Origin of the sequence: Azospirillum baldaniorum, assembly GCF_003119195.2 — a bacterium.
GTDB classification, from domain to species: Bacteria; Pseudomonadota; Alphaproteobacteria; order Azospirillales; family Azospirillaceae; genus Azospirillum; species Azospirillum baldaniorum.
Genome location: NZ_CP022254.1, coordinates 1,671,193 through 1,697,582, shown reverse-complemented (window position 1 = coordinate 1,697,582; position 26,390 = coordinate 1,671,193). Strand labels below are relative to the sequence as shown.

The window sequence follows — 26,390 nt, the reverse complement described above, 5'->3', positions numbered from 1 at the left end:
GACCCGCCGATGGCCAGTCCCACCCTTGGCGCCACCACCCTGCGGGCGCAGCAGCGCGCGGAGGGGCTGGCCGCCACCCTGCCGCCGCTGCTGGTCGCGGCGGAGCGCGTCGCCTCCACGGTGGCGCAGGGCGTTCACGGACGGCGCCGCGTCGGGCTGGGCGAGACCTTCTGGCAGTTCCGCCGCTACCAGCCCGGCGACTCGCCGCAGATGATCGACTGGCGGCAGTCCGGCAAGACCCAGCCCGTCTATGTGCGCGAGAACGAGTGGGAGGCCGCGCAGACCGTCTGGCTGTGGCGCGACCGCTCGCCTTCCATGGACTACCGCTCGGTCAACGGCCTGCCGACCAAGCGGGAGCGCGCCGACCTGCTGACCCTCGCCGCCGCGGTTCTGCTGGTGCGCGGCGGCGAGCGGGTGGGCCTGCTGAACTCCGGCCAGCGCCCGGACCATGGCAAGTTCGCCCTGAACCGCATGGCCGGTCAGATGACCGACCCGCGCAACGCCCATTCTCCCGACGCGCTGCCGCAGCCCGAACCGCTACCCCGCCACGCCCAGGTGGTGCTGGTGGGCGATCTGCTGTCGCCGCTGCCGGAGATCCACGCCACCGTGTCGGCCCTGACCGGACGCGGCGTGCGCGGCCATCTGCTGCAAATCCTCGACCCGGCGGAGGAGACCCTGCCCTACGAGGGCCGCGTCGAGTTCGAAGGCTTCGAAGGCGAGGAGGAACTCCTGGTGCCGCGGGTCGAGGCGGTGCGCGAGACCTACCTGGAGCGGCTGCGCGCCCACCAGGACGGTCTCGACGCCCTGGCCCGCACCGCCGGCTGGACCTACGCCGTCCACCGCACCGACCGGCCGCCCCAGACCGCCCTGCTCGGGCTGTGGGGCGCCCTGGCGCGCGAGGCGGTTTAGGTGGAGCGGCGCGTTGCCCCCACCCTCCCGCTTCGCGGGTCCCTCCCTCCCCCGCTTCGCAGGGGAGGGCCAGTACGCAAAATCCCCTCCCCTGCGAAGCGGGGGAGGGGTAGGGAGGGGGCAATTGCTTCGCACCCGATTCTTCATCCTCCAACAGCGTAGACGCCGATGCTGGGTTTCGGACCGATCGCCTTTGCCGTTCCGTGGGTGCTGGCCGCCCTGGCCGTCCTGCCGGTGCTGTGGTGGCTGCTGCGCGTCACGCCGCCGGCCCCGCGGGTGGTGCGCTTCCCCGCCATCCGGCTGCTGCGCGACCTGACGGCGCGGGAGGAAACTCCGGCCCGCACCCCGCTGTGGCTGCTGATCCTGCGCCTGATCGTCGCCGCGCTGCTGATCCTGGCGCTGGCCGGGCCGCTGCTGAACCCGCGCGCCGCCCTGCCGGGCAGTGGGCCGCTGCTGCTCCTGGTCGACAACGGCTGGGCGTCGGGCCGCGACTGGACGGGCCGCCGCGCCGCCATGGAGGAGCTGGTGTCGCAGGCGGAGCGGCAGAACCGTCCGGTCGTCCTGCTGCCGACCGCCCGGCCCGCCGGGGGCGAGGCGGTGAAGGCCAGCCCGCCCCTGCCCGCCTCGGAAGCCCGCCGCCTGATCCAGGCGCTGGAGCCGCACCCCTGGCCGACCGACCGCGCCGGCGCGCTGGAGGCGGTGCGCGGTCTCGCCGCGCGCGGCTCCGCCCACACCGTCTGGCTGTCGGACGGCATCGGCGACCGCACCGCCCGCGGCCTCGCCGAAACGCTGCAGCGCATGGGCTCCCTGGAGATCCTCGACGACTCCGCGGAGAAGCCGCCCCACCTGCTGCTCCCCCCCTCATCGGAGGGCGCCGGTCTGACGGCCCGCGTGGTGCGCGCCGACGCCTCCCGTCCGGAAAGCGTCACCGTGCGCCTGTCCGGGGCCGACGGCCGCCTGCTGACCCGCCAGCCCGTCGCCTTCGACGCCGGGCAACTCACCCGCGAGGTGCGCTTCGAGGTACCGGCGGAGCTGCGCAACGACGCCGCCAGCCTGCGCGTGGAGAACGACACCACCGCCGGGGCCACCGTCCTGCTCGACGAGCGCTGGCGCCGCCGCCCGGTCGGGCTGGCCTCGGGCCGCGCCAACGGCGAGAACCAGCCGCTGCTGTCGGACCTGCACTATCTGGAACGGGCGCTGGCCCCCTACAACGAGGTGCGCCGCGGCGAGCCGGACGAGCTTCTCAAGCGCGACCTCGCCGTGCTGGTCCTGTCGGACATCGGCGCCCTGACCGGACAGGAGGCCCAGACCATCGAGGATTGGGTGCGCAAGGGCGGCGTGCTGCTGCGCTTCGCCGGGCCGCGGCTGGCCCAGAATCCCGACCGTCTGGTCCCGGTGCGCCTGCGTCTGGGCGACCGGGCGCTGGGCGGCGCCCTGTCCTGGTCGGAGCCGGCGAAGCTCCAGCCCTTCGACGGCCGCAGCCCCTTCGCCGGCCTGCACATCCCCGACGACGTCGCCGTCTCGCGGCAGGTGCTGGCCGAGCCGGCGCTGGACCTCGCCGACCGCACCTGGGCGCGGCTCCAGGACGGCACGCCCCTGGTCACCTCGGAAAAGCGCGGAGACGGCTACATCGTGCTCGTCCACACCACCGCCAGCCCGGAATGGTCCAACCTGCCGATGTCCGGCCTGTTCGTCGACATGCTGCGCCGTCTGGTGACTCTGAGCGGCGGCGTCGCCGGCGGCGCCCATGGCGGCACGCTGGAGCCGCTGGAGGTGCTGGACGGCTTCGGCCGGCTGGTGCCGCCGCCGGCCGCCGCCTTCCCCATCGCCGGGGACGCCGGGGCCGACGTGATCGGCCCGCGCCACCCGCCGGGCTTCTACGGCACCGAGGAGGCCCGCCGCGCCCTCAACCTGACCGCCACGCTGACGCGGATCGAGCCGTTGGGCGCCATGCCCGGCGGGGTCGCCCGCGGCCCTTACGGCACGCGGGGCGAGGTGGCGCTGAAGCCGGCGCTGCTCGGCATCGCCCTGTCGCTCGCCATGATCGACCTGTTGATCGCCCTCATGCTGCGCGGCCTGCTCGGCGGCTGGGGATTTGGCGGCAAGGGGGGTGGCAAGCGCCGCCGCGCCGGGGCCGCCGCCGCGATCCTGCTGACGCTGGGCGTGACGCTGCCCATGGCCGCGGCACCCTGGACCCCCGCCCGCGCCGACGACGCGCAGTCGACCAAGGTGACGGCGGAGACCTACCTCGCCTATGTGCGCACCGGGAACGGCACGGTGGACGACACCTCGCGCGCCGGTCTGGAAAGCCTCGTGGACGTGCTGACCCGCCGCACCGCGGTGGAGGCCGCCGGGGCGGTCGGCGTCGACCCGGAAACCGACGAACTGGCCTTCTACCCCCTGCTCTACTGGCCGGTGTCCGGCGGTCAGAGCGCGCTGAGCGACCGCGCCCGCGCCCGGCTGAACGAGTACATGCGCAACGGCGGCACCATCCTGTTCGACACGCGCGACCAGTCGGCGGGCGCCGTCGGCGGCAACCAAGCGCTCCAGGGCATGGTACAGGGGCTGGACATCCCGCCGCTGGCCCTGGTGCCGCCCGACCACGTGCTGACCAAGTCCTTCTACCTGCTGAACGATTTCCCCGGCCGCTACAATGGCGGCAATTTGTGGATCGAGGCGCGCGAGGGCCGCGCCAACGACGGCGTGTCTCCGGTGCTGATCGGCGGCAACGACTGGGCCGCCGCCTGGGCGGCGAACCGCAACGGCCAACCGCTCTACGCCGTCGTCCCCGGCGGGGAGCGGCAGCGCGAGATGGCCTACCGCTTCGGCGTCAACCTCGTCATGTACGCGCTGACCGGCAACTACAAGGCCGATCAGGTCCATGTGCCCGCGATCCTTGAGAGGCTCGGCCAGTGACCCTGCTTGACGGAACCTCCATCGCTCTGGCGCCGCTGCTGCCCTGGATCTTCCTGGTGCCGCTGTTCGTGGTGGCGCTGGCGATCCTGGCGCTGGCCGTCTTCCGCCGGGCGCGCGGCGTCTGGCTGCGCGCTCTGGCGGTGGCGGTGCTGGCCCTCGCCCTGATCAACCCGTCGCTGGTGCAGGAGAAGCGGGAGCCGATCAAGGACGTGGCCGTCGTCGTGCTCGACGCCTCGCCCAGCCAGAACATCGGCGACCGCCGCGCCCGCGCCGAGGCCGAGCTGGAGCGCCTGACCGAGCGTCTGAAAGCCTTCGACGATCTGGAACTGCGGGTGGTCCGCGCCGGGGACGCGGAATCCGGCGCCTCCGCCATCAACGAGACGCACCTGTTCGACGCGCTGAACCGCGCCATGGCCGACGTGCCGCGCCGCCGCATGGCCGGGGCGGTGCTGATCACCGACGGGCAGGTCCACGACGTTCCGGAAAACCTCGCCCGGCTGGCCGAGATCGGCCCGGTGCACACGCTGCTGACCGGCAACCGCGACGAGGGCGACCGCCGCTTGGCCATCGTCCAGGCGCCGGCCTACGGCCTCGTCGGCAAGCCGGTGGAGCTGACCATCCGGGTCGACGACATGCCGCGCCGCCAGTCGGCCGACGCGGCGGTGACCCTGCGCCAGGACGGCGGGCCGCCGCGCACCATCCGCGTGCCGGTCGGCCAGGACTTCCACCTGGAACTGCCAGTCAACCACGGCGGCCAGAACGTGCTGGAGATGGAGGTCGAGGCGGCGCGGCAGGAGCTGACGCTCGCCAACAACCGCACCGCCGTGGTGGTGAACGGGGTGCGCGACCGCCTGCGCGTCCTGCTGGTCTCCGGCGAGCCGCACGCCGGCGAGCGGACGTGGCGCAACCTGCTGAAGGCCGACCCCTCGGTCGATCTCGTCCACTTCACCATCCTGCGCCCGCCGGAGAAGCAGGACGGCACGCCGATCCGCGAGCTGTCGCTGATCGCCTTCCCGATCCGCGAACTGTTCGAGATCAAGCTGGACGAGTTCGACCTGATCATCTTCGACCGCTACCGCCGGCGCGGCGTGCTGCCGCAGATGTATCTGGAGAACATCGCCGAGTATGTGCAGAAGGGCGGCGCCCTGCTGGAGGCGTCCGGCCAGGGCTACGCCACGCCGCTGTCGCTGTTCCGCACGCCGCTGGGCCAGGTGATGCCGGCGGAGCCGACCGGGCAGGCCATCGACCGCCCCTTCAAGCCGACCGTGACGGAGGTCGGCCGCCGCCACCCGGTGACCGCCGGCCTGCCCGGCGACCGCCCGAACGGCGAGCCGAGCTGGGGCCGCTGGTTCCACCAGGTGGAGGTCGTGCCGGGCAACGGCGCGGTGGTGATGAACGGCGCCGACGACCGGCCGCTGCTGATCCTCGACCGCGTCGGCAAGGGCCGGGTGGCGCAGCTTGCGTCCGACCAGATGTGGCTGTGGAGCCGCGGCTTCGAGGGTGGCGGCCCGCAAGCCGAGCTTCTGCGCCGCCTCGCCCACTGGCTGATGAAGGAGCCGGAGCTGGAGGAGAATGACCTGCGCGCCCATGTGGACGGCAACCGCATCACGGTGGAGCGCCGCTCTCTGGAGCCCGACCCGCGCAGCATCACCCTCACCACGCCGTCCGACGAGACCCGGACTCTGGAGATGACCGAGGACCGCACCGGCCGCGCCAGCGCCACCGTGGTCGCCGGCGAGCCGGGCATCTACCGCATCACCGACGGCGAGCGCACGGCTCTGGCCGTGGTGGGCGCTGTCAACCCGCCGGAACTGGCCGACGTGCGCTCCACCGGCGACCGCCTGTCGGGCGTTGCCGACGAGACCGGCGGCGGGGTGCATTGGATTTCCGACACCGAGGGCGGCGTGCGCCCCGGCATCGACGTGCGGCGCACCCGCCCCGACCGGACGCAGACCGGCAACGACTGGATCGGGCTGCGCGCCAACGGCGATTTCACGGTGACGGGGGTGTCCGAGGTGCCGTTGCTGCCGGTGGCCGCGGTGCTGGCGCTGGCGCTGGGCGCGCTGTTGATGGCGTGGCGTCGCGAGGGGCGGTAAGGATCAACGAAGCTGTTGCAATCGGGTCAGGTTTCCGCTTATGGTCCCGACCCTTCCGGCGCTGATCGCGCCGATCGGTTGGGGCGTCGCCAAGCGGTAAGGCAGCGGTTTTTGGTACCGCCATTCCCAGGTTCGAATCCTGGCGCCCCAGCCACCCTTCCCACTGATTTTATCCTCGTTTTTGGGTTGGTTCGGGTTCCTTTTCATGTGTACCAGACTGTGCACACATGGTAATCGAACCCGTTGTAAATCCTCACTTTCCAATTTTGTACGAAAGTTTCCGGTGCACACCATGTGCACACGGAGAAGCCCGATTTGTGCTCATCTGGGCTTGGCCGGCAACGTTGAGCGACGCGGACGCTCAGCTGTCCGGCGAGCGAATCAATATCCCCTGGCCAGCTCGCCCATGGTATGGATTTTGGAACTCCGAATTCAACCGCAAGCCAATGAACCCTTCAGGTTGCGCGATCGTTTTGTGCCCTATTGTCCGGCACCGGGTTAGGGGCGACCGAGAGGCCCAGGCACCAGCCAAGGTAAAAGCGAAGATCCTCGTAGAAGGCCTCCGGCGTGTAAAGCTGCAAGCCTGGGCTGTCGATCAATTCGGAACCCGCCTGAACTCCCCAAGCCAGTAGCATCCAAATCCCTGCCACCCACGCCGTGAGCTGCGCCAACACCGGAATGGTGCTCGCATCCCAACGGCGAAGAACGACTCCGCTGCCAAGCAGCGCGATCAAAAAGCCCGGCACTGCGCTCGTCACCACGATCGGCCAACCCCATCCATAAGAGTGGCCGATGAAGACAATCCATACACACGCTAAGCCCGTCGCCGGAAGGGCCAGCCGGCGAGACGTGCCCGAGACGAACCAAGCGGCCGTGACCGCTGCTGGAATCGAAGCCCACTCGCAGGCACTGTCGATCGCTCTTGCCAAACTGGCTTTCTTAGCCTCGTCACCGGCGTGTTCAGCGCCGATATACGCAATCATCGCTTCGTGGATACACACGACGACAATCCCAAAGGCCAGCGACACTAGAACGCCAAGCAGCATTCCACCGGATGGTGCGTGCGCCAAATGCCATCGCCCGGCCTTGAGCCGTTCCACCAGCGGTTCAACGAAGAAGGCGAAGAGCGTGCCGATGAACAGTGCGGAAAACAGTTCTGCGGCCCCGAAATGGCCCCGCATCAGCACGAACCCTTGCCAGAGCAACTCCGGGGCGAAAGCGCAAACCGAAACCCACAGCGTGTAGACCGTGTAGGCCAAAGCACGAGCGAATGGCACGGATTGCCTCCATCAAACGGCCACGCCGACGTGACGCTGGTTCCCGTCCAGATCCACCAGCCAAGGCTTCCCCTATACGGGCTGCGCCAAACTCACCAACGGAGCCGTGCGACGGCAGAAGTCGACCAGGTTGGGCTGTTCCGCAACAAAAGCGCGCAGCGGGGTGTCGATCTCGTACCGGTAGATGTTGGGCAGAAAGCCCATCAGCGCCGCGTCAACGCTGTGTGGGGTGTTGCCGAACAGGAAGGGCCGGTCCGCCAAGGTACCAGCGATGGCCTTCAGATCAGCGAGGCCGCGGCTGTAGACTTGGTCAGGATCATAACGGCCGATGCCCTGGAAATGGTATCGCTTCAGGTTGTATTTCCGTGCTGCCTCTAGAAGTGCTTCAGTGATGTCTGGATGCGTGTTGAGCAGTTGGCTCCGAAACAAGGGCCAAAAACGTTCATCGGACCAACGCGAGAAGGACATTACCCAATACAGATTATCGAGTGTACGCCGGATCATATGGTCGATGCGTCGTTCATCCTCACTAAGGTCATCGTCGACCGGCAAGTGATGCTGTTGGACCAGATGCGCGATGATGAGATCACTGTCTCCGATCACAGTGCTGTCATCCACGATATACGGCAACTGCCCTCGAGGGGCGTCATGGGCGTCGATGATATGCTTTTGCTGATAGGGCAATCCACACAGGCGCAAAAACGCCACAACCTTGAGGCCGTAGGGATTGTTGTCCGCCAAGCCATAAAGGTGGGGGTAGGTGTACAGCGTGATCATAGCCGGCTCCATCCACTTGCAGCCCGGCTGGGGGCACGATCCGGTACCGCAGGGGGGCGGCCACGGCGATATCCCCTTTTGGCCCGCCAATCAGCTTGGCATGGAGTAGCAATCATTGAATATCCGATCATTAGGACAGGGGCCACATTGAGCGGAGCAAAATGAGAAGCAACCAGCCGGGAGGTCGAGGCGACATCCGCAACGCCACCATCAACCGGGACCTGACCACGGTGTTGGCCGTCTTGGGCGCCGCCGTCGAATGGGGAGCGTGCGAGGCGAACCCGGCGCGCGACTACAATCGCCGCTTCACCCGTGAGCGGCGCGAGTCGATCCACCCGCCATCGAGCGCGGACGTGAAAGCCGTCATCACGCGGTGCCCCGGCCTGTTCGCCAGAATGATCCGGTTCCTCGCCCAAACCGGCTGCTGGCAGGAGGATGCCGGCAGGAGGAGGTCGCCGGCCTGAGCTGGAAGCTGGTCAATCGGAAAGCCGGAACGGTCACCTTCCTGAAGACGAAGACCAGCCGGCTGCGCACGATCAGTCTGGACCCAGACACGCTGACCATGCTGACCATGCTGACCGCCCTGCCCCACTTCCTGGGTTCCGACGCGGTGTTCTGGCACGGGAAGGGCGCGCGTTATCTCAACGTGTCGTCACGGTTTCGGGAGATGGTGCGGTCGGCACAGCGGGTGGGCACACCGTTCCGACCCTTCCGCTGCCACGATCTGCGGCACGGCTTCGCCATCCGGTCCTTGCAGAACGGGTGGGACATCTACGCCCTGCCCAAGCACCTGAGGCACAGCAGCGTGAGAACGACGGAGATTTATCTGGGGTACGTCCCGGCGAGGGCCGGTACAAAAACCGGCACATCTATAACGGTTTCTCCTAGGTAGCATCCCCAGGAAACCGCCAAATCAGCCAGCTAAGTATTTGATTTGAAAGGAATGGCGGAGGGGATGGGATTCGAACCCACGATAGGGGTTTGAGCCCCTATAACGGTTTAGCAAACCGCCGCCTTCAGCCTCTCGGCCACCCCTCCTACCGGGTCGGCGCTCTGTGGCGCCGCTGGCGTGGGTGCGTTCTAACGATCCGGATGGGACCTGTCAACGCTTACTCGCCAAAAATTTGGAACAAGGCCGAAAGGAACGGAATCTGTATAAAATTTTATATACTTTTTAGAAAATTGGAGATAGCTTACCACCAGAACGCGATAGCAACCTTTGGTCAGGGGGACGCCATGAGCTTGTCACGCCGCTGCGCCGAAACGCTGATCGATCTGGTCGAGATCAAGCTGAGCTGCCTGGAGATCACCGACCGCGAAGACCTTCGTGAGAAGGAGCTGCTGTTGCGTTGCGTTCAGGAGTTGAAAGCCGAGGTTCGCGGCGAGAACGGGGCCACGGCCGCGTTCTTGCCGCCCAAGCGGCGCGGCCGTCGGTCCAAGCATCTGCAGCCTCAGGATTTGCACGCCTGACGCAATCCTCCCGGTGTCCGTCAGACCGGCACCACTGGCCCCGACACCGATCCCGGTCGAGACGGCAGCGCCGTTGGTGCGGCGGACCCCTGCGCGATGCGGCGGGGCAATCGCAGGGTGAAGCCCGTGCCCTGCCCGCTCACCGAGCGCACCGCCAGCGTACCACCCAACACCCCCGTCACGGTGCTTTGCACGATGTGCAACCCGAGACCCGAACCGCCCTCGCCACGCTTGGTCGTGAAGAAGGGCTCGAAGACCTTGGCCAGATGGTCTTCGGGAATGCCGGATCCGTCGTCAGAAAAGTCGATGACGACATGATCGCCACCGTCCGGATGGACGGCGATCCGGATGGTCCCCCGCTGCGCCTCACCATAGGCGTGGATCAGCGCATTGATCACGAGGTTGGTCAGAACCTGGCTCAGCGCGCCGGGGAAGCTGTCCATCTCCACCCCCTCGGGACAGTCCACGTCGACCATCACCAACGTGCGCTTCAGGCGAGGCCGCAGGGAGAACAGCACCTCGTCGATGTAGGTCCGGAGATCGAAGGTCCGCCGCTCGCCGGAGGTCTGATCCACCGCCACCTGCTTGAAGCTCTGCACCAGCGCCGCCGCCCGGTTCATGTTCGACACCAGCAGGCGGGCGGCCTCCGTCACCGTGTCCAGATACTCGGCCAGAATGGTCTTCTTCAGCATGCCCGAATCGAAACGGACGCGCAGATCGCGGGCCTGTTCGGCGATGTGACTGGCGGCGGTAAGGCCGATGCCGATCGGCGTGTTGATCTCGTGCGCGACCCCGGCCACCAGCTGGCCCAGCGAGGCCATGGCCTCCGCCTGGATCAGGCTCTCCTGGGCGGCGCGCAGGTCGGCCAGAGCGCGCTCCGCCTCGTCGCGGGCCGCCGCCATGGCGGCCTCCGCCGCCTTGCGGTCGTTGATGTCGTAGAGCCAGGTCAGCAGCGCCGGCTCTCCGTCCATCTCGATCTCACCCCAGCTCGACAGCACCCAGATGATCGTTCCGTCAGGCTTGCGGAAGCGCACCTCGGCGTCACGGAAGGGGCCTTCCCGTTCGAAGCGGTCGATCAGGGCCTGACGGTCCGCCGGATCGGCGTACAGCCGTTCGGCGGGCATCGGCAGCAGGTCGTCGCGCGACCGGCCCAGAATGATCTCCGACTGCGTGTTGCAGAACACCAGCAGGCCGTCGCGGCGCGTGATGTTCACGGCAATGGGGCTGGCCTCCAGGATCCGCAGCAGCCGTTCCTTGCCGGCGCGGACCTCCTCCTCCTGGCGGCGGCGCTCGGTGATGTCGGTCATGATGCCGACATAGCGCACCGCCTGCCCGGCGGCGTCGCGAATCGCCCGCCCCTGCGCTGCGATCCACATCCAGTCGCCATCGGCGCGGCGCAGCCGGTAATCATAGGCGTAGGCCGCGGTCTCGCCCCGCAGGTGGGCATCGATGGTGGTCAGCACGCGCCGCCAGTCATCGGGATGCAGGCGCACCTCCCAGAAGTCGGCCGGCATCTCCGGCGGCTCGGCGTAGCCCAGCATGCGCGGAAAGCTGTCGGACCACCAGCAGGTCCCCCGCGGGATGTCGGTGTCCCACACCGCGGCGCCGGTGGCGTCCAGCGCCATTTCCAGACGGTCGGCCAGATCGCGGCGAACCGCGTCGGCCTTCTTCTGTTCCGTCAGATCGTAGAACCAGCTGATGTGGCAGCGTTGCCCTTCGAAGTCGATGACGGTCGAACTCAGCGAGCCCATGCAGGTTTCGCCGTCGCCACGGCGCAGCAACACCTCCTGTCCATCGAAGAGGCCATCGGCGTAGAGCCGATCGATGGCGGCCCGGCGGTCCCGCGGGTCATGGTAGAGCGGCCACATGCCGTCGCGCTGGAGTTGCTCGCCGCTGACTTTGAAACAGGTCGCGGCGCTGGGGCTGTGGTAGAGGTTGTCGCCGTCGCGCGTGTTGATGAGGACGCCGATGGGAGCGGTGTCCAGGATGGCCCGCAACCGCTCTTCCGTCACGACGGAGGGGGGGGCCGTGTTCTCCGCCAAGCGTCTTCGTCCAATGCGCCGCGCCGCCAGCAAACCGGCGAGAAATCCGGCCAGGAGACCGGCGAACAGCGCAAACAGCGCCACCGTCAGCGAATCTGCAATCATTGGGCCTCCCGCCGGCCCCACTTGAAACCGACGGGAGAACAAAATCAACGGTTATGACGCCGCACCATGCCATGGCATGGCGTCACAACCGCTTCCCAATCAGCCCTTCAGCTTGGCCATGAGGATTTCGTTGACCAGGGCCGGGTTGGCCTTGCCCTGGGTCGCCTTCATGACCTGGCCGACGAAGAAGCCGAACAGCTTGTCCTTGCCCGACCGGAACTCCGCCACCTTGTCGGCGTTGGCGGCCAGCACGGCGTCGATGGACGACTCGATGGCCCCGGTGTCGGTGACCTGGCGCAGGCCCTTTTTCTCGACGATGTCGGCGGGCTTCTCACCGGTTTCGAACATCGCCTCGAACACCTCCTTGGCGATTCGGCCGGAGATGGTGTTGTCGGCGATCAGGTCGATCAGGCCACCGAGGTTCTCCGCCGAGACGGGGCTCTCCTCGATCTCCTTGCCGGCCTTGTTCAGATAGCCGAACAGCTCGCCGGTGACCCAGTTGGCGGCCAGCTTCGGGTCGCGGCCCTTGGCGACCGCCTCGTAGAAGTCGGCGCGGGCCTTCTCCGACACCAGCACGTTGGCGTCATAGGGCGACAGCTTGTACTCGCTGATGAAGCGGGCCTTCTTGTCGTCCGGCAGTTCCGGCAGGGTCTTCTTGATGTCCTCGACCCAGTCGGCGTCCAGCTCCAGCGGCAGCAGGTCCGGATCGGGGAAGTAGCGGTAGTCGTGCGCCTCTTCCTTGGAGCGCATGGAGCGGGTCACGAACTTGGTCGTGTCCCACAGACGCGTCTCCTGGTCGATCTTGCCGCCCTCCTCGATGATCTCGATCTGGCGGCGCGCCTCGTACTCGATCGCCTGCATGACGAAGCGAATCGAGTTGACGTTCTTGATCTCGCAGCGCGTGCCGAAGGGCGCGCCCGGCTTGCGCACCGACACGTTGACGTCGCAGCGCATGGAGCCTTCCTCCATGTTGCCGTCGCAGGTGCCGAGGTAACGCAGGATGGAGCGCAGCTTGCGCACATAGGCGCCGGCCTCCTCCGCGGTGCGCATGTCCGGCTCCGACACGATCTCCATCAGCGCCACGCCCGACCGGTTCAGGTCGATGTAGGTCTTGGCGGGATGCTGGTCGTGCAGCGACTTGCCGGCGTCCTGCTCCAGGTGCAGACGCGTGACGCCGACCGTGCGGGAGGAGCCGTCCGGCAGGTCCAGCACGATCTCGCCCTTGCCGACGATGGGCTGCAGATACTGGCTGATCTGATAGCCCTGCGGCAGGTCGGCGTAGAAGTAGTTCTTGCGATCGAACACCGAGTGCAGGTTGATCTGCGCCTTCAGCCCCAGGCCGGTGCGCACCGCCTGCTCGATGCAACGCTCGTTGATGACGGGCAGCATGCCGGGAAAGGCGGCGTCGACGAAGCTGACCTGGCTGTTCGGCTCCGCGCCGAAGGCGGTGGCGGCGCCGGAGAACAGCTTGGCGTTCGAGATGACCTGGGCGTGGACCTCCAGCCCGATCACGATTTCCCAATCGCCCGTTTCGCCCTGAATGTACGACATCGGTCTCTTCTCTCGTCCGGCTCAGGCCATGAACGGCGGGGTGGCGGTGACGGCGGCGGCCTTCTCGATGACCTGACCGACGCGCAGGACGGTCTCCTCATCGAAGGGCCGGCCCAGGAGCTGGAGACCCAGCGGCAGCCCGTCCGACCCGACGCCCGCCGGAACCGACATGCCCGGCAGGCCGGCCAGCGAAGCCGGGACCGTGAACACGTCGTTCAGGTACATCTGGATCGGATCGTCCATCTTCTCGCCGATGGCGAAGGCGGTGCTCGGCGCGGTCGGCGTCAGGATGACGTCGCACTGCTTGAACGCCTCGTCGAAGTCCCACTTGATGCGCGTGCGCACCTGACGGGCCTTGTTGTAGTAGGCGTCGTAATAGCCCGCCGACAGCACGTAGGTGCCGATCAGGATGCGGCGGCGGACCTCCTTGCCGAAGCCGGCGCCGCGGGTGTTCTCGTACATGTCCTTCAGGCTGGCGCCCTCGACCCGCAGGCCGTAGCGCAGCCCGTCGTAGCGCGCGAGGTTCGACGACGCCTCAGCCGGAGCGACGATGTAGTAGGTGGCCAGCGCGTACTTGGTGTGCGGCAGGCTGATCTCCACCGGCTCGGCGCCGGCCTGCTTCAGCCATTCGATGCCCTGGTCCCAGATCGCGGCAATCTCGGCGGGCATGCCCTCCACCCGGTATTCCTTCGGAATGCCGACCTTCAGGCCGCGAATGTCGCCGGTCAGGGCGGCGCGGAAGTCCGGCACCGGCAGGTCAACCGAGGTCGAATCCTTCGGATCGAAGCCGCACATCGAGCGCAGCATGATCGCCGCGTCCTCGACCGTGCGGGTCATCGGGCCGGCCTGATCCAGCGAGGAGGCGAAGGCGACCACGCCCCAGCGCGAGCAGCGGCCGTAGGTCGGCTTGATGCCGACGATGCCGGTGAAGGCGGCGGGCTGGCGGATCGAGCCGCCGGTGTCCGTTCCGGTGGCGCCCAGCGCGGCGCGCGCGGCCACCGCCGCGGCGGACCCGCCCGACGAGCCGCCGGGGACGATCTGGCGCGACCAGTTGCCGACCTCGCCCGGGCTCCACGGGCTGATCACATTGCCGTGGTGGGAGGTGATGTTGGCCGAGCCCATGGCGAACTCGTCCAGGTTCACCTTGCCCAGCATGACGGCGCCGTCGCGCCACAGGTTGCTGGTGACGGTGGACTCATACTCCGGCTTGAAGCCGTCGAGGATGTGGCTGGCCGCGGTGGTCGGCACGCCCTTGGTGCAGAACAGGTCCTTCACCGCGATGGGCAGGCCCTCCATCGGACCGGCCTCGCCCTTGGCGCGACGGGCGTCGGAGGCCTTGGCCATCGCCAGCGCCTGCTCCGGCGTCTCGGTGATGAAGGCGTTCAGGGGGCGGATCGTCTCCACCGCCTTGACGTGGGCCTCGGTCAGCTCGACCGCGGTGAACTCCTTCTTGGCGAGGCCGTCGAGGGCCGCCGCCATGGTCAGATGCGTAAGACCGGTCATCACTCGACCACCTTCGGAACGACGTAGAAGCCTTCGGCCGTCTCCGGGCCGTTGGAAAGGACGGCGTCGCGGTAACCGCCATCGGTCACCTCGTCCTTGCGGCGGCGCAGCGTCTGCGCGGCCACGCTGGTCATCGGCGGCACGTCCTGCGTGTCGACCTCGCCCAACTGTTCGACGAAGGTCAGGATTTGGCTCAGCTCACCCGCCAGGTGATCCAGTTCATCGTCCGGCACCTTGATGCGGGCCAGATGCGCGATCTTGGCCACGGTGGCCTTGTCGAGCGACATGCCTTCCACTCTCTTCCGAAACGTCTGGAAAAACGGCTTGGAAGCTATCACCCGAATTCTATTACCGCAATGATTCAGGGATATCCCTTCCACCCCGGCCCCTTCCGGACCGGCGATAGAAAGGCGCGGGAGAAGGACCGCGCGGCAAATGGCTCCCGGGGCCGACGCCACGTGGTGCGAGCGCGGATTCCCTGTTAGATTGTCAAACATACGAATCAAATTCGCGCCGAAGCCACCCCACCCCACCCAACCCGGCAGGCTCTCGATGACCGCATCACTGACGCTGGCGAAACGCCTTTTCCTCGGCTTCGGCATCGGCGTGGCGGGTTTCGCCGCCGTCGCCCTGTTCAACACCATCGCCATGTCGCGGCTGAGCGACCTGCAGCAGGAGGGAATGCGGCGGGTCGCCGACGCCACGACGCTGACCGAACTCGCCGGCTATGACGGGCGCCTCTACAAGATCGTGGCCGACGCGCAGATCAACGGCTACGCCCCGCAACACGACGAGCAGTGGAAAGCCGTCCGCCGGAACGCCGAACTCTACATCCGCAAGACCGCCGAGGTGATGGACACGCCGGAGGAGCGCCGTTGGGCGGCTGAGGCCGAGCGGCATTTCCGGGCCGCCGTGGACATCTTCGAGACGGAAATGCTGCCCATCCTGCGCAGCGGCCCCGCCGACGCGCGGACCCGCGCCATGGACGACCGGATCGACCGCGAGCTGGCCGCCATGTCCGAGCTTTACGAGAAGATCAAGGACTCCACCGCCCGCGAGGCCAGGGAAGCGGACAAGGAGTATGACGACACCGCCGAACGCTACGGCATGATCGGGGTGTCGATCTCGCTGGCGATGACGGCGATCCTGTTGCTGACCGCGCTGCTCACCACCCGCTCGGTGGCCGGACCGGTGCGCGCCATGACCGAGGCCATGCGCCGGCTCGCCGACGGGGATCTCTCCATCGCCATTCCCGCGCAGAACCGGCGTGACGAGATCGGCGCGATGGCCGGCGCCATGCTGGTCTTCAAGGACAGCCTCCAGCGCAACCGCGCCATGGAGGAGGAAGCCCGGCAGGCTGACCAGCGCGCCGCGGCGGAGAAGCGGCGGCTGATGAACGAACTGGCCGACTCCTTCCGGACCGGCGTTCAGGACATGGTCAGCGCCGTCGCGGCGGCGGCGGGGCAACTCCAGGGCAGCGCGCGCAGCATGACGGCCATCGCCGAACGGACGACGGCCCAGGCATCGTCCGTCGCCACGGTGACCGAACAGGCGTCGGGCAACGTCCGGACCGTCGCCTCCGCCGCGGAGGAGTTGAGCGGCTCCATCACCGAGATCGCCGATCAGGTCGACAGCGCCGCGCGCACCAGCCGGGCCGCGCTTGAGGAGGCTCAGCGCACCAACGCCACGGTGGAAAGCCTGTCCGGCACGGCGGAGCGCATCGGCAGCGTGGTCCAGCTCATCCAGCAGATCGCTTCGCAAACCAACCTGTTGGCGCTGAACGCCACGATCGAGGCGGCCCGCGCCGGTGAGGCCGGCAAGGGCTTCGCCGTCGTCGCCAACGAAGTGAAGGGCCTCGCCAACCAGACCGCGCGCGCCACCGAGGAAATCACGACCCAGATCCAGGCGATCCAGAAGGAAACCCACGACGCCGTGTCGGCGATCCGCGACATCGCCGACACGGTGCGGCAGGTGAACGACATCGCCGGAGCCATCGCCCTGGCGGTGGAACGCCAGTCCGCGGCGACCGGAGCGATCTCGCGCAACGTCCAGCAGGCCGCCCAGGGCACCGCCGACGCCTCGCGCAGCATTTTGCAGGTGAACGACGCCTCCCGCGAGGCCGGGCAGGCGGCGGCCGACGTGCTGGAGGCCGCCAACAGCCTGGGCGACCACGCCCAGGCGATGCGCCGGTCGGTGGACGAATTCGTTCAGCGCATCCGCAACGCCTGACCTTGCGGCGACGCCCGACGCTGGAACGCGGGCCGTATCACCCCTCGCCACGGCCGGCATTCCAGCCCGCCCGGTCGATGCGCAGGGTGAGGAGAGCAAGCCGGTTTCCCCAGGGCGCCGTCCGCTCCTCGATGGCGATCGGGACGAATCCCAGCGCGGTGTAGAGAAGAAGCCCCGGCGTGTTGGTGTTGAAGCAGCGCAGCACAAGCTCGGGCAAACCGTGATGGTCGAAGGCACGGTCCATCATGGCCCGCACCAAGTGCTTCGCCACGCCCGTTCGTCGCGCCCACGGTGCCACGCTGACGTTGCCCAGGCTGGCGCTTCGCCCCTCCTCGAAGGTGGCGAAGTTTGCGTAGCCGACCACCTCGCCGCCGCGCAGCAGCACCGTGGGATCGCGGCGCGAGGCCAGAGAATCGCGCACCTGTTGCGGCGTCAGCGGCCACGTGGCGCGGGGAAAGAGAAAATACAGCTCCTCCCGATCACGGGCGAACCGGCAGATGTCGGGAATGTCGGCATCGGACAGGGAGCGGTGGCTGTAGGCGGCAGCGGGGGGCGGAGCCGGTGCGGCAGTGGACATGGACGAACTCCGGAATTCATACGTAATAGAATAAGTTCGCGGAAAAACAACTCAAGCGGCTTCGCTGCGCCGTCGCATCGCCCAACATCTCCGCCGGACTTGCCGTTCCGGCTTGTGGCTTCTATGGTTCGCGGCATGATCCACACGCTTCCCGAACTGGCCGCCCGCCTGGGCCGGGGCCAGCGCCTGCTCGGCCTCGACGTCGGCACCAAGACCGTCGGCATGGCCGTGTCCGACCCGAACTTCGTCGTCGCCTCGCCGATCGGCACGCTGAAGCGGACGAAGTTCACCCAGGACGCCCGCGAGCTGTCGCGGACGCTGCGCGATTACGGAATCGGCGGGCTGGTGATCGGCCTGCCGCTGAACATGGACGGGTCGGAGGGGCCGCGCGCCGAATCCACCCGCGCCTTCGCCAAGAACCTGATGGAGCGGTCCGACCTGCTGGGCTGGGACGCCGAGATCGCCTTCTGGGACGAGCGGCTGTCGACCTCCGCGGTGGAGCGTTTCATGATCGGCGAGGCCGACATGACCCGCAAGCGCCGGGACGAGGTGGTGGACAAGATGGCCGCCGCCTACATCCTGCAAGGCGCGCTGGACGCGCTCGCCCACATCCGCCGCATGGAGCGGGAGCAGCGGGAGCGCGACGAGTACGACAACGACATTGGCGGCGACAGCGGCGGCAGCAACAGCGGCGGCGACGGAGACGCCTGACGGCCCCATGCTGCCCATCGCCGGGGCGCTGGCCCCGATCTTCCTGCTGATCCTGTTCGGTCAGGGGCTGCGCCGCCGCGCCGTGATCCCCGAATCCGCCTGGCCGTCGCTCGACCGGCTGACTTATCTTCTGTTCTTTCCCTGCCTGATCGTGGACGAGCTGACGCGCACCGATCTGCGCGCGCTGTCCATGGGCTCGATGGGCGGAACGATGGCGGCGGGAGTTTTCGCCGGCGCCGCCCTGGCGCTCGCCGTCCGGCGGCCGATCGGGCTGGACGGTCCGGCCTTCACCTCGGTCTTCCAGGGGGCGATCCGGCCCAACACCTATGTGGGCCTGGCGGGGGCCGGCGCGCTCTACGGGTCCGCCGGGCTGACGCTGACGGCGGTGGGCATCGCCGTGGTGGTGCCGCTGGTCAACCTGCTCTGCGTCACGGCGATGGTGCGCTATGGGCGCGTGGCGGACGGCACGCCGCCGCGCAGCGGCGTCGGCGCGGTCGTCTCCGGCATTCTGCGCAACCCGATCATCATCGCCGTCGCCATCGGCGCCGCCCTGAACCTGAGCGGGATCGGCCGTGTTCCGGTGGTCGGGGACGTGGTCGGCATCCTGGCGCGGGCCGCCCTGCCCATGGGGCTGCTGTCGGTCGGTGCCGGGCTGGACCTCGCCGCGGCGCGCGGCGCCGGGCTCGGCGTGGCGCTGTCCAGCGTCCTGAAGCTGCTGCTGGTCCCCGCCGCGACGGCGCTGGCCGGGCTGTGGCTGGGGGTGGACAGGCTGCCGCTGACCATCGCCGTGCTGTTCAACGCCCTGCCCTGCTCGGCCAGCTCCTATGTCCTGGCCCGGCAGATGGGCGGCGACCACGCGCTCGTGGCCGGCATCATCACCGTCCAGACCCTCGCCTCCGCCGCCACGCTGCCGCTGGTCGTCGCCCTGGCGGGGTGAGGGGCCGTCACGACCATAGTGAGGCACCCTCAGCAGTGAGACCCCTCAGCGCCTCATCAGCGCGAACACGCCCCACCCCAGATAGTCACGCGTGTGGGTGGCGTAGCGCTCGGGCTCCGAAGTCAGCTTATCCCGGACATCCTGCGCGAGCTCGTCGTCGGGATTGGCTTCGAGCCACCGGCGCATGGTCAGCCATTTGGCCGCCTCGTAGCGATCCCATCCGTCCTGATCGGCCAGCACCATTTCAACGACGTCGCAACCAAGCTGGCGAAAGGACGCGAGCAGGCCCGGAAGCGTGAGAAAGTCGGAAACCGCCCGGGCAAGACATCCCTTGGCGACGTCGTCCGTCGGCGGCAGGCGCCGCCAGTAGGGCTCCCCGATGAGGATGATTCCGCCGGGGCGCAGGCTGCGCTCCAGCAGTTCGATCGTGCCGGCGACTCCACCGCCGATCCATGTGGCCCCGACGCAGGCCGCCACGCCGACCGGCTCGGCGGAGACATAACCCGCGGCATCGCCATGGATGAACGCAACCCGGTCGGCCACGCCGAGTTCCACCGCACGGAGCTTCGCCTGCTTCGTGAACAGTTGGCTCATGTCGACACCGGTGCCGACGATGGCATGATCGCGCGCCCAGGTGCAGAGCATCTCCCCCGAACCGCTGCCGAGGTCGAGCAAGCGGGTCCCCGCCTCCAGACGAAGCGCAGCGCCGAGTGTGGCAAGTTTCTCCGGGGTGATCGGGTTGTGGATGCGATGGGCGCTTTCCATGATGTTGAATATCCGTGGAATGTCCATTGCCAACGCTCTCCCCTCAATCAATGCAAACAATGCTCACCGCAACCTGAGCATCATTATCGAAAATACTCGAATGGAATGAGATTACCACAATTCCATTCTCCATGGCTGGGTTTCCGGATCGGCGCAGTAATGTGCGACGACTTGTCCAGTGGCTTACGGCGGCGGCGTCGAAAGGGTCGAACTCGCCGCCATTCCAGAACAACGACGACCCGCAGTGTGCACAAAATCCATGCCATGCCTTCGTCACGGAGCGGCACCAGGACAGGATGTCTTCCGCATCGGACACCACGCCTCCATACGCATTCAGATAGATGCATTTTTATTAGTTAGATACATAACTGATTAGTTTTTCTTATTAAAGATACGTTAGGACATTCGTTTAATTCTACCCACGATAGATATTCTTTGCAATCGAGGTAACCATGAGCATCAATGCCACCTCGGGATACACCCAATCTCCGCTGCAGATCGGTGCTGGAAAAAGCTCAGGAAATGCCCAGGTTGCAGGCGCCTCGTCTTCGGCCACTCCGCCACAGAGCGGGGCCCCCGCATCCGAGCCGCAGGACACCATCAGCCTGTCGGCCGAAGCGCAGTTCAAGATGAACGGCGCGACCAAGTTTTCCGTGACCGCCGACTCGCTGGCTCAAGCCGCGACGGCAGCAAAGAATGTACCGGGACTGAACGCGGATGCGGAACTCTTCACACCCGAAGCGTTGTCGGCCCATGCCGAGTGGCGGGAAAAGCACACCGAATACCGGGGGAAGGTGCGCAGCCTCGTCAACCAGACTTTCGGTTTGAGCGCAGACGGGAACAGTTGGCGGCGGGCGGAGCCGCGCTGACCGCCATAAAGAATCTGGCGGAAAAGAACGGATTGATCGAACCGGAAATGCCGCCGGCCATAGCCAAAATGCTGCATACGACCGGTGAAAGCATGTGGACGAATAAAAGCGGCGGGTCCACCGGCATGTTCGATATCGTTTTCACGAAGAAGGGCGCGGAAAGTGGCGGAAATCTTCGCATCCTGTTTGATGGCAGCATGAAGCCCAGCGAAAACAGCTCTCCGGTCGATTTGAAAGATGGAAGCACGAATGCTCAAAGTGCTCTGTCCAAAATCAGGAACTCGGCGCTTGGCAAGCAGTTGGACACGGTGGGCGGCTGGAATCCAGGCAGTGCGGCCAATGCCAACGCCCTCACAAGTGGCAAGAACGGCGGCGACGCTGGGGTCTTTGGCATGGTCTTAACCAACAATACGGATGCTTATGCCAAAGCCAACGCCTCAAAAATACTCGACACCATATACAAGTATTTATAGAACACGCGCCGGCACGACTTACGATCTGTCCGCGATTCTGGGCCTCGGGGCCTGAGTTTCGGCGGCTCCGGTATCCCGCGACGGAAATCCGTTCCATCGCGGGCTCCATCGCTTCCAGCCGGTGACGGCCTTCCCAACGATTTACGGCGGCTCCGGTGCGCCTTCAGGGAAGCGCTCCAGCCCGTCGTCGATGGCGTAATAGTCCGCCTTGTCCGCCACATGAATGTGCCGCAGCGTCGTCAGGCTGGTCGGTTGGTCCAGGCTGCCGGCGGCAATGTCCAGCAACGCCTCGCCATCGCCTTTCCAGAACAGCGAGGAGCCGCAGCGCGCGCAGAATCCACGTTGCGCCTTGGCCGAGGAACGGTACCAGGACAGCGTGTCCTGCTTCTCGAACGCCACCGCGTCGCGGGGGATGGTGATGTAGGCGCCGAAATGGCCGTGAAAGCGCCGGCATTGGCCGCAGTGGCAGTTCACCACTCCCATGGGCCGCTCGGTCGCCCGGTACCGCACGCCACCACACAGACAACCGCCCGTCAGACCTCCTCCGCTGTTGCTCATCGAACCGCTCCCGTTGGTTTGCTCGATAGGGGTGAGTCAGCCCTGCCAGAAGGGCTTGTCGGCCTCGGTCACCGCGTCGGCGCGGGACAGGCCGATGTCCTGCAGCAGGTGGTCAGGCAAAGCCTCCAGCGCGCGCCGTTGGCGCCGCCGCTCGTTCCAAGTCGCCACCGTGTCGAACAGGGCGACCACCGCATTACCGATGCCCTGGCCGGGCCGCTCCCGCGCGTCGGTGCGGGTGTTCATGCCGTCATCCATGCTCTGGGCCATGACCGCGTCTCCTCTTATGTCCGGTCGTCGTCGGTGCCTGTCGCCCGACGTTCCGGACTGTGTTCCGTGACTGGAGGATGGGCCACCCGGTCCTTGCGCACAAACGACGCTTTCTCATAGTTTGGATTAGGAAAACTAATCCGAAGACAGCTTCCAGGAGCCGCTCCATGGCCCGCCGCCTGCCGCCGCTGAACGCCCTGCGCGCCTTCGAATCCGCCGCCCGGCACCTGTCCTTCACCAAGGCAGCGGAGGAGCTTCACGTCACCCAGGCCGCCGTCAGCCACCAGATCAAGGGGCTGGAGGAATGGCTGGGCATGCCGCTGTTCCGCCGGATGAACCGCGCGCTGATCCTGACCGAGACCGGGCAATCCTACCTGCCGCCGGTGCGCGACGCGCTCGACACGCTGTCGCACGCCACGGAGCGGCTGTTCCGTATGGACGGGTCCGGCGCGCTGACAATCTCCACAATGCCCAGCTTCGCGGCGAAGTGGCTGGTCATGCGGCTTGGCCGCTTCCAGGCCCGCCATCCGGAGCTGGAGGTGCGGCTGCACACCACCCCGCAGCTCGTGGATTTCACCCAGCAGGACGTGGACATCGGCATCCGCTTCGGCGCCGGCAACTGGCCCGGCCTGCGCTGCGAGCGGCTGATGACCGAGGACATCTACCCGGTGTGCAGCCCCTCGCTTCTCAACGGCCCCCGCCCGCTGTGCTGTCCGGAGGACCTGCGCCACCACACGCTGCTCCACGACGATTACTTCATCACCTGGGGCACCTGGGGCGAGGCCGCCGGGATCGCCGGGCTGGACCACGCCCGCGGCCCGCGCTTCGACGATTCGGCGCTGCTGCTCCAGGTCGCGGCGGAGGGCGGCGGCGTCGCGCTGGCGCGCGGCGTCCTGGTGGCGGACGATGTCGCCGCCGGGCGGCTGGTCCGGCTGTTCGACATCCATCTGCCGGGCAACTACGCCTATTACGTCGTCGCCCCGCCCCATTACTTCTCGCGCCCGAAGGTGAAGGCGTTCCGCGACTGGCTGTTCGAGGAAGCCGCCGCCGATCCTGCGGCCGGTCACAGCCGGACCTTGTCCGCGGCGGAGTCCGCCACAACCTCTACCCCAGACGCCTGAACAGACGCCTGACCGGGGAAAGGTTGCGCCATGACGCCCGCACGCCCACTCGCCCTCGCCGCCCTCCTGTCCGCTTCGCTGGCTTGGCCCGCCGCCGCCCACCATGGCTGGGGCGGCTATGAGGCGGGCCAGGAGATGACGCTGACCGGCACCGTGCAGCAGATCGCCTTCAACAACCCGCACGCCATGCTGAACCTCCAGGCCGACGGCAAGGTCTGGCACGTCGTGCTCGCCCCGCCCAGCCGCATGAGCACGCGCGGCCTGCCCGCCGATTCGATCAAGCCCGGCCAGACCGTGACGGTGGTCGGCTACCCCGCCAAGTCCGATCCGGCGGAGCTGCGGGCGGAACGCATCACCGCCGCCGACAAGACCATCGAGCTGCGCTGACGGCGGCCCCCGCGCCCGGTCGCAGCATGGACCACGATCTCGCCCCCGCCGGCCCCGGCTGGCTCGTCGCGCTGGAGACGTCCGGGCTCGGCGAATCGCTGCGCCAGTCGATCTGGCTCTACCCGCTGGTCGAGATCACGCACATCCTCGGATTCGCGCTTCTGGTCGGGGCGATCCTGGCCTTCGACCTGCGGCTGATCGGGGTCCGGGCGCCGCTGCTGCCGGCGGATGCGCTGGCGCGGCTGCTCCTGCCGGTGGCGGTGACCGGCTTCACGCTGGCGGTGCCGACCGGTCTCCTCCTCTTCACCACGGAGGCGACGGCGCTGGCCGGCAATCCGGCCTTCCTGGCGAAGCTGGCGCTGATCGGGCTGGCCCTGCTGAACATCCTGGCCTTCCATGGGCTCGCCGGCCGTCGGATGGCGGAGTGGAGCCTCGCGGACCGGCCACCCCCGGGCGCCCGGTTCGCCGGCGCCGCCTCGCTCGCGCTGTGGGTCGGTGTCCTGGCCTGCGGGCGCCTCATCGCCTACCTTTAAAAAGGTCATAGGGCGCGCTTGCGGGCGTCCGGGACCGCTCCTATAGTCGCGGCCCATGACCGGATCGCCCCATTCCACGACGGTTTTCCCGCACCGCCACCTCCTTGGCATCGAGGGGCTGACGGCAGGCGAGATCACCACCATCCTCGACCTCGCCGACGGCTACGTCGAGCAGAACCGCCAGCCTTCGAAGAAGTCGTCGCTCCTCGACGGGCGGACGATCGTCAACCTGTTCTTCGAGAACTCGACCCGCACCCGCACCAGCTTCGAGCTGGCCGGCAAGCGGCTCGGCGCCGACGTCATCAACATGTCGTCGGACGGCAGCTCGGTGAAGAAGGGCGAGACGCTGATCGACACGGCGATGACGCTGAACGCCATGCACCTCGACGCGCTGGTCGTTCGCCACGCCGATTCGGGGGCGGTGAAGCTGCTGGCCGACAAGGTCAACTGCTCGGTCATCAACGCCGGCGACGGCCACCACGAGCATCCGACGCAGGGGCTCCTGGACGCGCTGGCGATCCGCCGCCGGTTGGGCAGCCTCGACGGTCTGATCGTGGCGATCTGCGGCGACATCCTGCACAGCCGCGTCGCGCGCTCCAACATCCATCTGCTGAACGCCATGGGCGCCCGCGTCCGCGTCGTGGCGCCGCCGACGCTGATCCCCTCGCAGATCGACCGGCTGGGCGTCGAAATCCACCACTCCATGGCGACCGGCCTGAAGGACGCCGACGTGGTGATGATGCTGCGCCTCCAGACGGAGCGGATGAGCGGCCAGTACGTCCCCTCGACCCGTGAATACTTCTACTTCTACGGCCTGGACTACGAGAAGCTGGCGGTGGCGAAGCCGCACGCGGTGGTGATGCACCCCGGCCCGATGAACCGCGGCGTCGAGATCGATTCGGAGGTCGCCGACGACCTCAAGCGCTCCATGATCCTCGATCAGGTGGAGCTGGGCGTGGCCGTCCGCATGGCCGTGCTCGACCTTCTCACCCGAGACCGCCGGGGCACCGATGTCTAACGCCAACGCCCGCGTCGCCTACCGCAACGCCCGCCTGCTCGACCCCGCCAGCGGCCTGGACCAGCGGGGCGACCTGCTGACCGAAGGGGCGAAGATCGCCGACTTCGGCCCGTCGCTGTTCGCCGGCGGCGTGCCGGAGGGGATCGAGGTCGTCGACCTCCAGGGCCAGTGCCTCGCCCCCGGCCTCGTCGACATGCGCGTCCTGATCGGCGAGCCCGGCGAGGAGGAAAAGGACACCATCAAGAGCGCGTCGCGCGCCGCGGTGGCCGGCGGCATCACCGCCGTGGTCCTGCTGCCCAACACCGACCCGGTGACCGACGAGGTGGCGAGCCTGGAGTTCATCGCCCGGCGCGCCCGCGAGGTCCGTCTGGTCAAGGTCTTCGCCTACGCCGCCGCCACCCGCGGGACGGACGGCAACGAGATCACCGAGATGGGCCTGCTGTCCCGCGCCGGGGCCGTGGCCTTCACCGACGGCACCAAGGCGATCGCCAGCGCCAAGGCGATGCGCCGCGCGCTCAGCTACGCCCGCACCTTCGACAAGCTGATCGTCCAGCATCCGGAGGAGCCGAGCCTCGCCAGCGGCGGCATGATGAATTCGGGCGAGCGCGCCACCCGCCTCGGCCTCGTCGGCATCCCGCGGGAGGCCGAGATCATCATGATCGAGCGCGACCTGCGCCTGCTCGAACTCTCCGGTGGCCGGCTGCACTTCGCCCACGTCTCGACGGGCGAGTCGGTGGACTTGATCCGCCGCGCCAAGGCGCGCGGGCTCAAGGTCACCTGCGACACCGCCCCGCATTACTTCGCCCTGACCGAGACGGACGTCGGCGACTACCGCACCTTCGCCAAGGTGTCCCCGCCGCTGCGCGGCGAGATGGACCGGCGCGCCATCGTGGAGGGTCTGGCCGACGGCACCATCGACGCCATCGCCTCCGACCACACGCCGCAGGACCAGGACCAGAAGCGCCTGCCCTTCGCCCAGGCCGCCTGCGGCGTGATCGGACTGGAGACGCTGTTCCCGCTGACGCTGGAGCTGGTGCACAAGGGCGCCATGCCGCTGCTGAAGGCGCTGGCCTGCGTGACCGTGAAGCCGGCGGAACTCCTCGGTCTGCCGCTCGGCCGCATCGCCAAGGGGGCGCCCGCCGACCTGATCGCCTTCGACCTCGACGTGCCGTGGAAGGTGGATGTAGCGGCCTTCAAGTCGAAGTCGAAGAACAGCCCCTTCGAGGACCGCCCCGTCCAGGGCCGTCCGCTGCGCACCGTGGTCGACGGGCGCACCGTTTGGCAGTTCGAGGGCTGACG

The 26,390-nt window shown here is 67.7% G+C and carries 26 protein-coding genes and 2 tRNA genes; 17 read left to right on the top strand and 11 right to left on the bottom strand.

Translation table 11 applies throughout. The features are described 5' to 3' along the window. Positions 1–9: 9 nt before the first annotated feature. The 4 genes from Sp245p_RS22005 (at position 10) to Sp245p_RS21990 (ending at position 6,075) form a co-directional block, all read left to right on the top strand. On the top strand, positions 10–909 hold the full coding sequence (locus Sp245p_RS22005; RefSeq protein WP_014198437.1) for a DUF58 domain-containing protein: 900 nt from the start codon (positions 10–12) through the stop codon (positions 907–909). Positions 910–1,077: 168 nt separating this feature from the next. Then, a complete protein-coding gene (locus tag Sp245p_RS22000; protein ID WP_109138836.1) occupies positions 1,078–3,825 on the top strand; it encodes a DUF4159 domain-containing protein in 2,748 nt (915 codons plus the stop codon). Further along, complete coding sequence (locus Sp245p_RS21995) at positions 3,822–5,921, top strand: glutamine amidotransferase (RefSeq protein ID WP_014198436.1); 2,100 nt, start codon at positions 3,822–3,824, stop codon at positions 5,919–5,921. Before Sp245p_RS22000 ends, Sp245p_RS21995 begins: the two co-directional genes overlap by 4 nt. 79 nt (positions 5,922–6,000) lie before the next feature. Further along, positions 6,001–6,075 (top strand) — tRNA-Gln (locus Sp245p_RS21990). 301 nt (positions 6,076–6,376) lie between these two features. Here the strand turns inward: Sp245p_RS21990 and Sp245p_RS21985 are convergent. Both Sp245p_RS21985 and Sp245p_RS21980 read right to left on the bottom strand, forming a co-directional pair. Beyond that, entirely contained in the window at positions 6,377–7,198 is an 822-nt protein-coding gene (locus Sp245p_RS21985; protein ID WP_014198434.1) for a hypothetical protein, read from the bottom strand. A 72-nt stretch (positions 7,199–7,270) separates the two neighbouring features. Beyond that, positions 7,271–7,975 carry a glutathione S-transferase family protein gene (locus tag Sp245p_RS21980; protein ID WP_014198433.1) on the bottom strand — a complete coding sequence of 235 codons (705 nt, stop codon included), beginning with the start codon at positions 7,973–7,975 and terminating at the stop codon, positions 7,271–7,273. A 161-nt stretch (positions 7,976–8,136) separates the two neighbouring features. Here Sp245p_RS21980 and Sp245p_RS35045 point away from each other — a divergent pair, with 161 nt between their 5' ends. Together Sp245p_RS35045 and Sp245p_RS21975 are read left to right on the top strand one after the other, a co-directional pair. After that, positions 8,137–8,439 carry a hypothetical protein gene (locus Sp245p_RS35045; RefSeq protein ID WP_014198432.1) on the top strand — a complete coding sequence of 101 codons (303 nt, stop codon included), beginning with the start codon at positions 8,137–8,139 and terminating at the stop codon, positions 8,437–8,439. Further along, positions 8,349–8,867 (top strand): tyrosine-type recombinase/integrase, encoded by a 519-nt coding sequence (locus Sp245p_RS21975; protein ID WP_014198431.1) that lies wholly within the window; start codon positions 8,349–8,351, stop codon positions 8,865–8,867. The genes Sp245p_RS35045 and Sp245p_RS21975 overlap by 91 nt, the downstream gene beginning before the upstream one ends. A 52-nt stretch (positions 8,868–8,919) precedes the next feature. Here Sp245p_RS21975 and Sp245p_RS21970 read toward each other — a convergent pair. Then, a tRNA-Ser gene (locus Sp245p_RS21970) sits at positions 8,920–9,013 on the bottom strand. A gap of 198 nt (positions 9,014–9,211) precedes the next feature. On the opposite strand from Sp245p_RS21970, the gene Sp245p_RS21965 reads away from it, so the two are divergent. Beyond that, positions 9,212–9,445 carry a hypothetical protein gene (locus Sp245p_RS21965; protein ID WP_109138835.1) on the top strand — a complete coding sequence of 78 codons (234 nt, stop codon included), beginning with the start codon at positions 9,212–9,214 and terminating at the stop codon, positions 9,443–9,445. Between the two features lie 20 nt (positions 9,446–9,465). On the opposite strand, the gene Sp245p_RS21960 is transcribed toward Sp245p_RS21965, so the two are convergent. The 4 genes from Sp245p_RS21960 to gatC form a co-directional block, all read right to left on the bottom strand. After that, positions 9,466–11,592 carry a PAS domain S-box protein gene (locus tag Sp245p_RS21960; RefSeq protein WP_014198429.1) on the bottom strand — a complete coding sequence of 709 codons (2,127 nt, stop codon included), beginning with the start codon at positions 11,590–11,592 and terminating at the stop codon, positions 9,466–9,468. A 99-nt stretch (positions 11,593–11,691) separates the two neighbouring features. Next, complete coding sequence (gene gatB / locus Sp245p_RS21955) at positions 11,692–13,143, bottom strand: Asp-tRNA(Asn)/Glu-tRNA(Gln) amidotransferase subunit GatB (RefSeq protein WP_014198428.1); 1,452 nt, start codon at positions 13,141–13,143, stop codon at positions 11,692–11,694. A 21-nt stretch (positions 13,144–13,164) separates the two neighbouring features. Then, positions 13,165–14,646, bottom strand: a complete 1,482-nt coding sequence (gene gatA, locus Sp245p_RS21950; RefSeq protein WP_014198427.1) for an Asp-tRNA(Asn)/Glu-tRNA(Gln) amidotransferase subunit GatA — start codon at positions 14,644–14,646, stop codon at positions 13,165–13,167. Then, positions 14,646–14,933 (bottom strand): Asp-tRNA(Asn)/Glu-tRNA(Gln) amidotransferase subunit GatC, encoded by a 288-nt coding sequence (gatC, locus tag Sp245p_RS21945; RefSeq protein ID WP_014198426.1) that lies wholly within the window; start codon positions 14,931–14,933, stop codon positions 14,646–14,648. The genes gatA and gatC overlap by 1 nt, the downstream gene beginning before the upstream one ends. A 265-nt stretch (positions 14,934–15,198) precedes the next feature. Between gatC and Sp245p_RS21940 the strand changes: the two genes are divergently transcribed. Beyond that, complete coding sequence (locus tag Sp245p_RS21940; protein WP_014198425.1) at positions 15,199–16,875, top strand: methyl-accepting chemotaxis protein; 1,677 nt, start codon at positions 15,199–15,201, stop codon at positions 16,873–16,875. Positions 16,876–16,912: 37 nt separating this feature from the next. Here the strand turns inward: Sp245p_RS21940 and Sp245p_RS21935 are convergent, their stop codons facing one another. Continuing rightward, positions 16,913–17,452 carry a GNAT family N-acetyltransferase gene (locus Sp245p_RS21935; protein WP_014198424.1) on the bottom strand — a complete coding sequence of 180 codons (540 nt, stop codon included), beginning with the start codon at positions 17,450–17,452 and terminating at the stop codon, positions 16,913–16,915. A 135-nt stretch (positions 17,453–17,587) separates the two neighbouring features. Here Sp245p_RS21935 and ruvX point away from each other — a divergent pair, with 135 nt between their 5' ends. Further along, on the top strand, positions 17,588–18,163 hold the full coding sequence (gene ruvX, locus Sp245p_RS21930; RefSeq protein ID WP_014198423.1) for a Holliday junction resolvase RuvX: 576 nt from the start codon (positions 17,588–17,590) through the stop codon (positions 18,161–18,163). 7 nt (positions 18,164–18,170) lie between these two features. Beyond that, entirely contained in the window at positions 18,171–19,100 is a 930-nt protein-coding gene (locus tag Sp245p_RS21925; protein WP_014198422.1) for an AEC family transporter, read from the top strand. 45 nt (positions 19,101–19,145) lie between these two features. On the opposite strand, the gene Sp245p_RS21920 is transcribed toward Sp245p_RS21925, so the two are convergent. Continuing rightward, on the bottom strand, positions 19,146–19,892 hold the full coding sequence (locus Sp245p_RS21920; protein ID WP_014198421.1) for an SAM-dependent methyltransferase: 747 nt from the start codon (positions 19,890–19,892) through the stop codon (positions 19,146–19,148). 425 nt (positions 19,893–20,317) lie between these two features. Here Sp245p_RS21920 and Sp245p_RS21915 point away from each other — a divergent pair, with 425 nt between their 5' ends. Both Sp245p_RS21915 and Sp245p_RS21910 read left to right on the top strand, forming a co-directional pair. Continuing rightward, positions 20,318–20,734, top strand: a complete 417-nt coding sequence (locus Sp245p_RS21915; protein ID WP_014198420.1) for a hypothetical protein — start codon at positions 20,318–20,320, stop codon at positions 20,732–20,734. After that, positions 20,710–21,207 carry a hypothetical protein gene (locus tag Sp245p_RS21910; protein ID WP_041812437.1) on the top strand — a complete coding sequence of 166 codons (498 nt, stop codon included), beginning with the start codon at positions 20,710–20,712 and terminating at the stop codon, positions 21,205–21,207. Before Sp245p_RS21915 ends, Sp245p_RS21910 begins: the two co-directional genes overlap by 25 nt. A 141-nt stretch (positions 21,208–21,348) precedes the next feature. On the opposite strand, the gene Sp245p_RS21905 is transcribed toward Sp245p_RS21910, so the two are convergent. Further along, positions 21,349–21,765 carry a GFA family protein gene (locus Sp245p_RS21905; protein ID WP_014198418.1) on the bottom strand — a complete coding sequence of 139 codons (417 nt, stop codon included), beginning with the start codon at positions 21,763–21,765 and terminating at the stop codon, positions 21,349–21,351. Between the two features lie 36 nt (positions 21,766–21,801). Further along, on the bottom strand, positions 21,802–22,032 hold the full coding sequence (locus Sp245p_RS21900) for a DUF1127 domain-containing protein (protein ID WP_014198417.1): 231 nt from the start codon (positions 22,030–22,032) through the stop codon (positions 21,802–21,804). Positions 22,033–22,199: 167 nt separating this feature from the next. Here Sp245p_RS21900 and Sp245p_RS21895 point away from each other — a divergent pair, with 167 nt between their 5' ends. The 5 genes from Sp245p_RS21895 to Sp245p_RS21875 are packed head-to-tail and all read left to right on the top strand — an operon-like array spanning position 22,200 to position 26,388. Beyond that, positions 22,200–23,153, top strand: coding sequence for a transcriptional regulator GcvA (locus Sp245p_RS21895; protein WP_014198416.1), 954 nt, complete (start codon positions 22,200–22,202; stop codon positions 23,151–23,153). A gap of 30 nt (positions 23,154–23,183) precedes the next feature. Then, the gene (locus Sp245p_RS21890; RefSeq protein WP_014198415.1) at positions 23,184–23,540 is read left to right on the top strand and encodes a DUF6152 family protein; all 357 of its coding nucleotides are present in this window, start codon (positions 23,184–23,186) and stop codon (positions 23,538–23,540) included. Between the two features lie 26 nt (positions 23,541–23,566). Beyond that, a complete protein-coding gene (locus Sp245p_RS21885; protein ID WP_014198414.1) occupies positions 23,567–24,073 on the top strand; it encodes a hypothetical protein in 507 nt (168 codons plus the stop codon). 55 nt (positions 24,074–24,128) lie between these two features. Then, positions 24,129–25,091 carry an aspartate carbamoyltransferase catalytic subunit gene (locus Sp245p_RS21880; RefSeq protein WP_014198413.1) on the top strand — a complete coding sequence of 321 codons (963 nt, stop codon included), beginning with the start codon at positions 24,129–24,131 and terminating at the stop codon, positions 25,089–25,091. Continuing rightward, positions 25,084–26,388, top strand: coding sequence for a dihydroorotase (locus Sp245p_RS21875; protein ID WP_014198412.1), 1,305 nt, complete (start codon positions 25,084–25,086; stop codon positions 26,386–26,388). Before Sp245p_RS21880 ends, Sp245p_RS21875 begins: the two co-directional genes overlap by 8 nt. Positions 26,389–26,390 lie beyond the last annotated feature (2 nt).

Coding starts and splice junctions, on each gene's coding strand:
- gatB (WP_014198428.1), bottom strand. CDS start 13,143: ATGTCGTACATTCAGGGCGAAACGGGCGATTGGGAAATCGTGATCGGG.
- Sp245p_RS21875 (WP_014198412.1), top strand. CDS start 25,084: ATGTCTAACGCCAACGCCCGCGTCGCCTACCGCAACGCCCGCCTGCTC.
- Sp245p_RS22005 (WP_014198437.1), top strand. CDS start 10: ATGGCCAGTCCCACCCTTGGCGCCACCACCCTGCGGGCGCAGCAGCGC.
- Sp245p_RS21885 (WP_014198414.1), top strand. CDS start 23,567: ATGGACCACGATCTCGCCCCCGCCGGCCCCGGCTGGCTCGTCGCGCTG.
- Sp245p_RS21940 (WP_014198425.1), top strand. CDS start 15,199: ATGACCGCATCACTGACGCTGGCGAAACGCCTTTTCCTCGGCTTCGGC.
- gatC (WP_014198426.1), bottom strand. CDS start 14,933: ATGTCGCTCGACAAGGCCACCGTGGCCAAGATCGCGCATCTGGCCCGC.
- Sp245p_RS21905 (WP_014198418.1), bottom strand. CDS start 21,765: ATGAGCAACAGCGGAGGAGGTCTGACGGGCGGTTGTCTGTGTGGTGGC.
- Sp245p_RS21895 (WP_014198416.1), top strand. CDS start 22,200: ATGGCCCGCCGCCTGCCGCCGCTGAACGCCCTGCGCGCCTTCGAATCC.
- Sp245p_RS21980 (WP_014198433.1), bottom strand. CDS start 7,975: ATGATCACGCTGTACACCTACCCCCACCTTTATGGCTTGGCGGACAAC.
- ruvX (WP_014198423.1), top strand. CDS start 17,588: ATGATCCACACGCTTCCCGAACTGGCCGCCCGCCTGGGCCGGGGCCAG.
- Sp245p_RS21925 (WP_014198422.1), top strand. CDS start 18,171: ATGCTGCCCATCGCCGGGGCGCTGGCCCCGATCTTCCTGCTGATCCTG.
- Sp245p_RS21890 (WP_014198415.1), top strand. CDS start 23,184: ATGACGCCCGCACGCCCACTCGCCCTCGCCGCCCTCCTGTCCGCTTCG.
- Sp245p_RS21920 (WP_014198421.1), bottom strand. CDS start 19,892: ATGGACATTCCACGGATATTCAACATCATGGAAAGCGCCCATCGCATC.
- Sp245p_RS35045 (WP_014198432.1), top strand. CDS start 8,137: ATGAGAAGCAACCAGCCGGGAGGTCGAGGCGACATCCGCAACGCCACC.
- Sp245p_RS21965 (WP_109138835.1), top strand. CDS start 9,212: ATGAGCTTGTCACGCCGCTGCGCCGAAACGCTGATCGATCTGGTCGAG.
- Sp245p_RS21935 (WP_014198424.1), bottom strand. CDS start 17,452: ATGTCCACTGCCGCACCGGCTCCGCCCCCCGCTGCCGCCTACAGCCAC.
- Sp245p_RS22000 (WP_109138836.1), top strand. CDS start 1,078: ATGCTGGGTTTCGGACCGATCGCCTTTGCCGTTCCGTGGGTGCTGGCC.
- Sp245p_RS21880 (WP_014198413.1), top strand. CDS start 24,129: ATGACCGGATCGCCCCATTCCACGACGGTTTTCCCGCACCGCCACCTC.
- gatA (WP_014198427.1), bottom strand. CDS start 14,646: ATGACCGGTCTTACGCATCTGACCATGGCGGCGGCCCTCGACGGCCTC.
- Sp245p_RS21915 (WP_014198420.1), top strand. CDS start 20,318: ATGAGCATCAATGCCACCTCGGGATACACCCAATCTCCGCTGCAGATC.
- Sp245p_RS21960 (WP_014198429.1), bottom strand. CDS start 11,592: ATGATTGCAGATTCGCTGACGGTGGCGCTGTTTGCGCTGTTCGCCGGT.
- Sp245p_RS21900 (WP_014198417.1), bottom strand. CDS start 22,032: ATGGCCCAGAGCATGGATGACGGCATGAACACCCGCACCGACGCGCGG.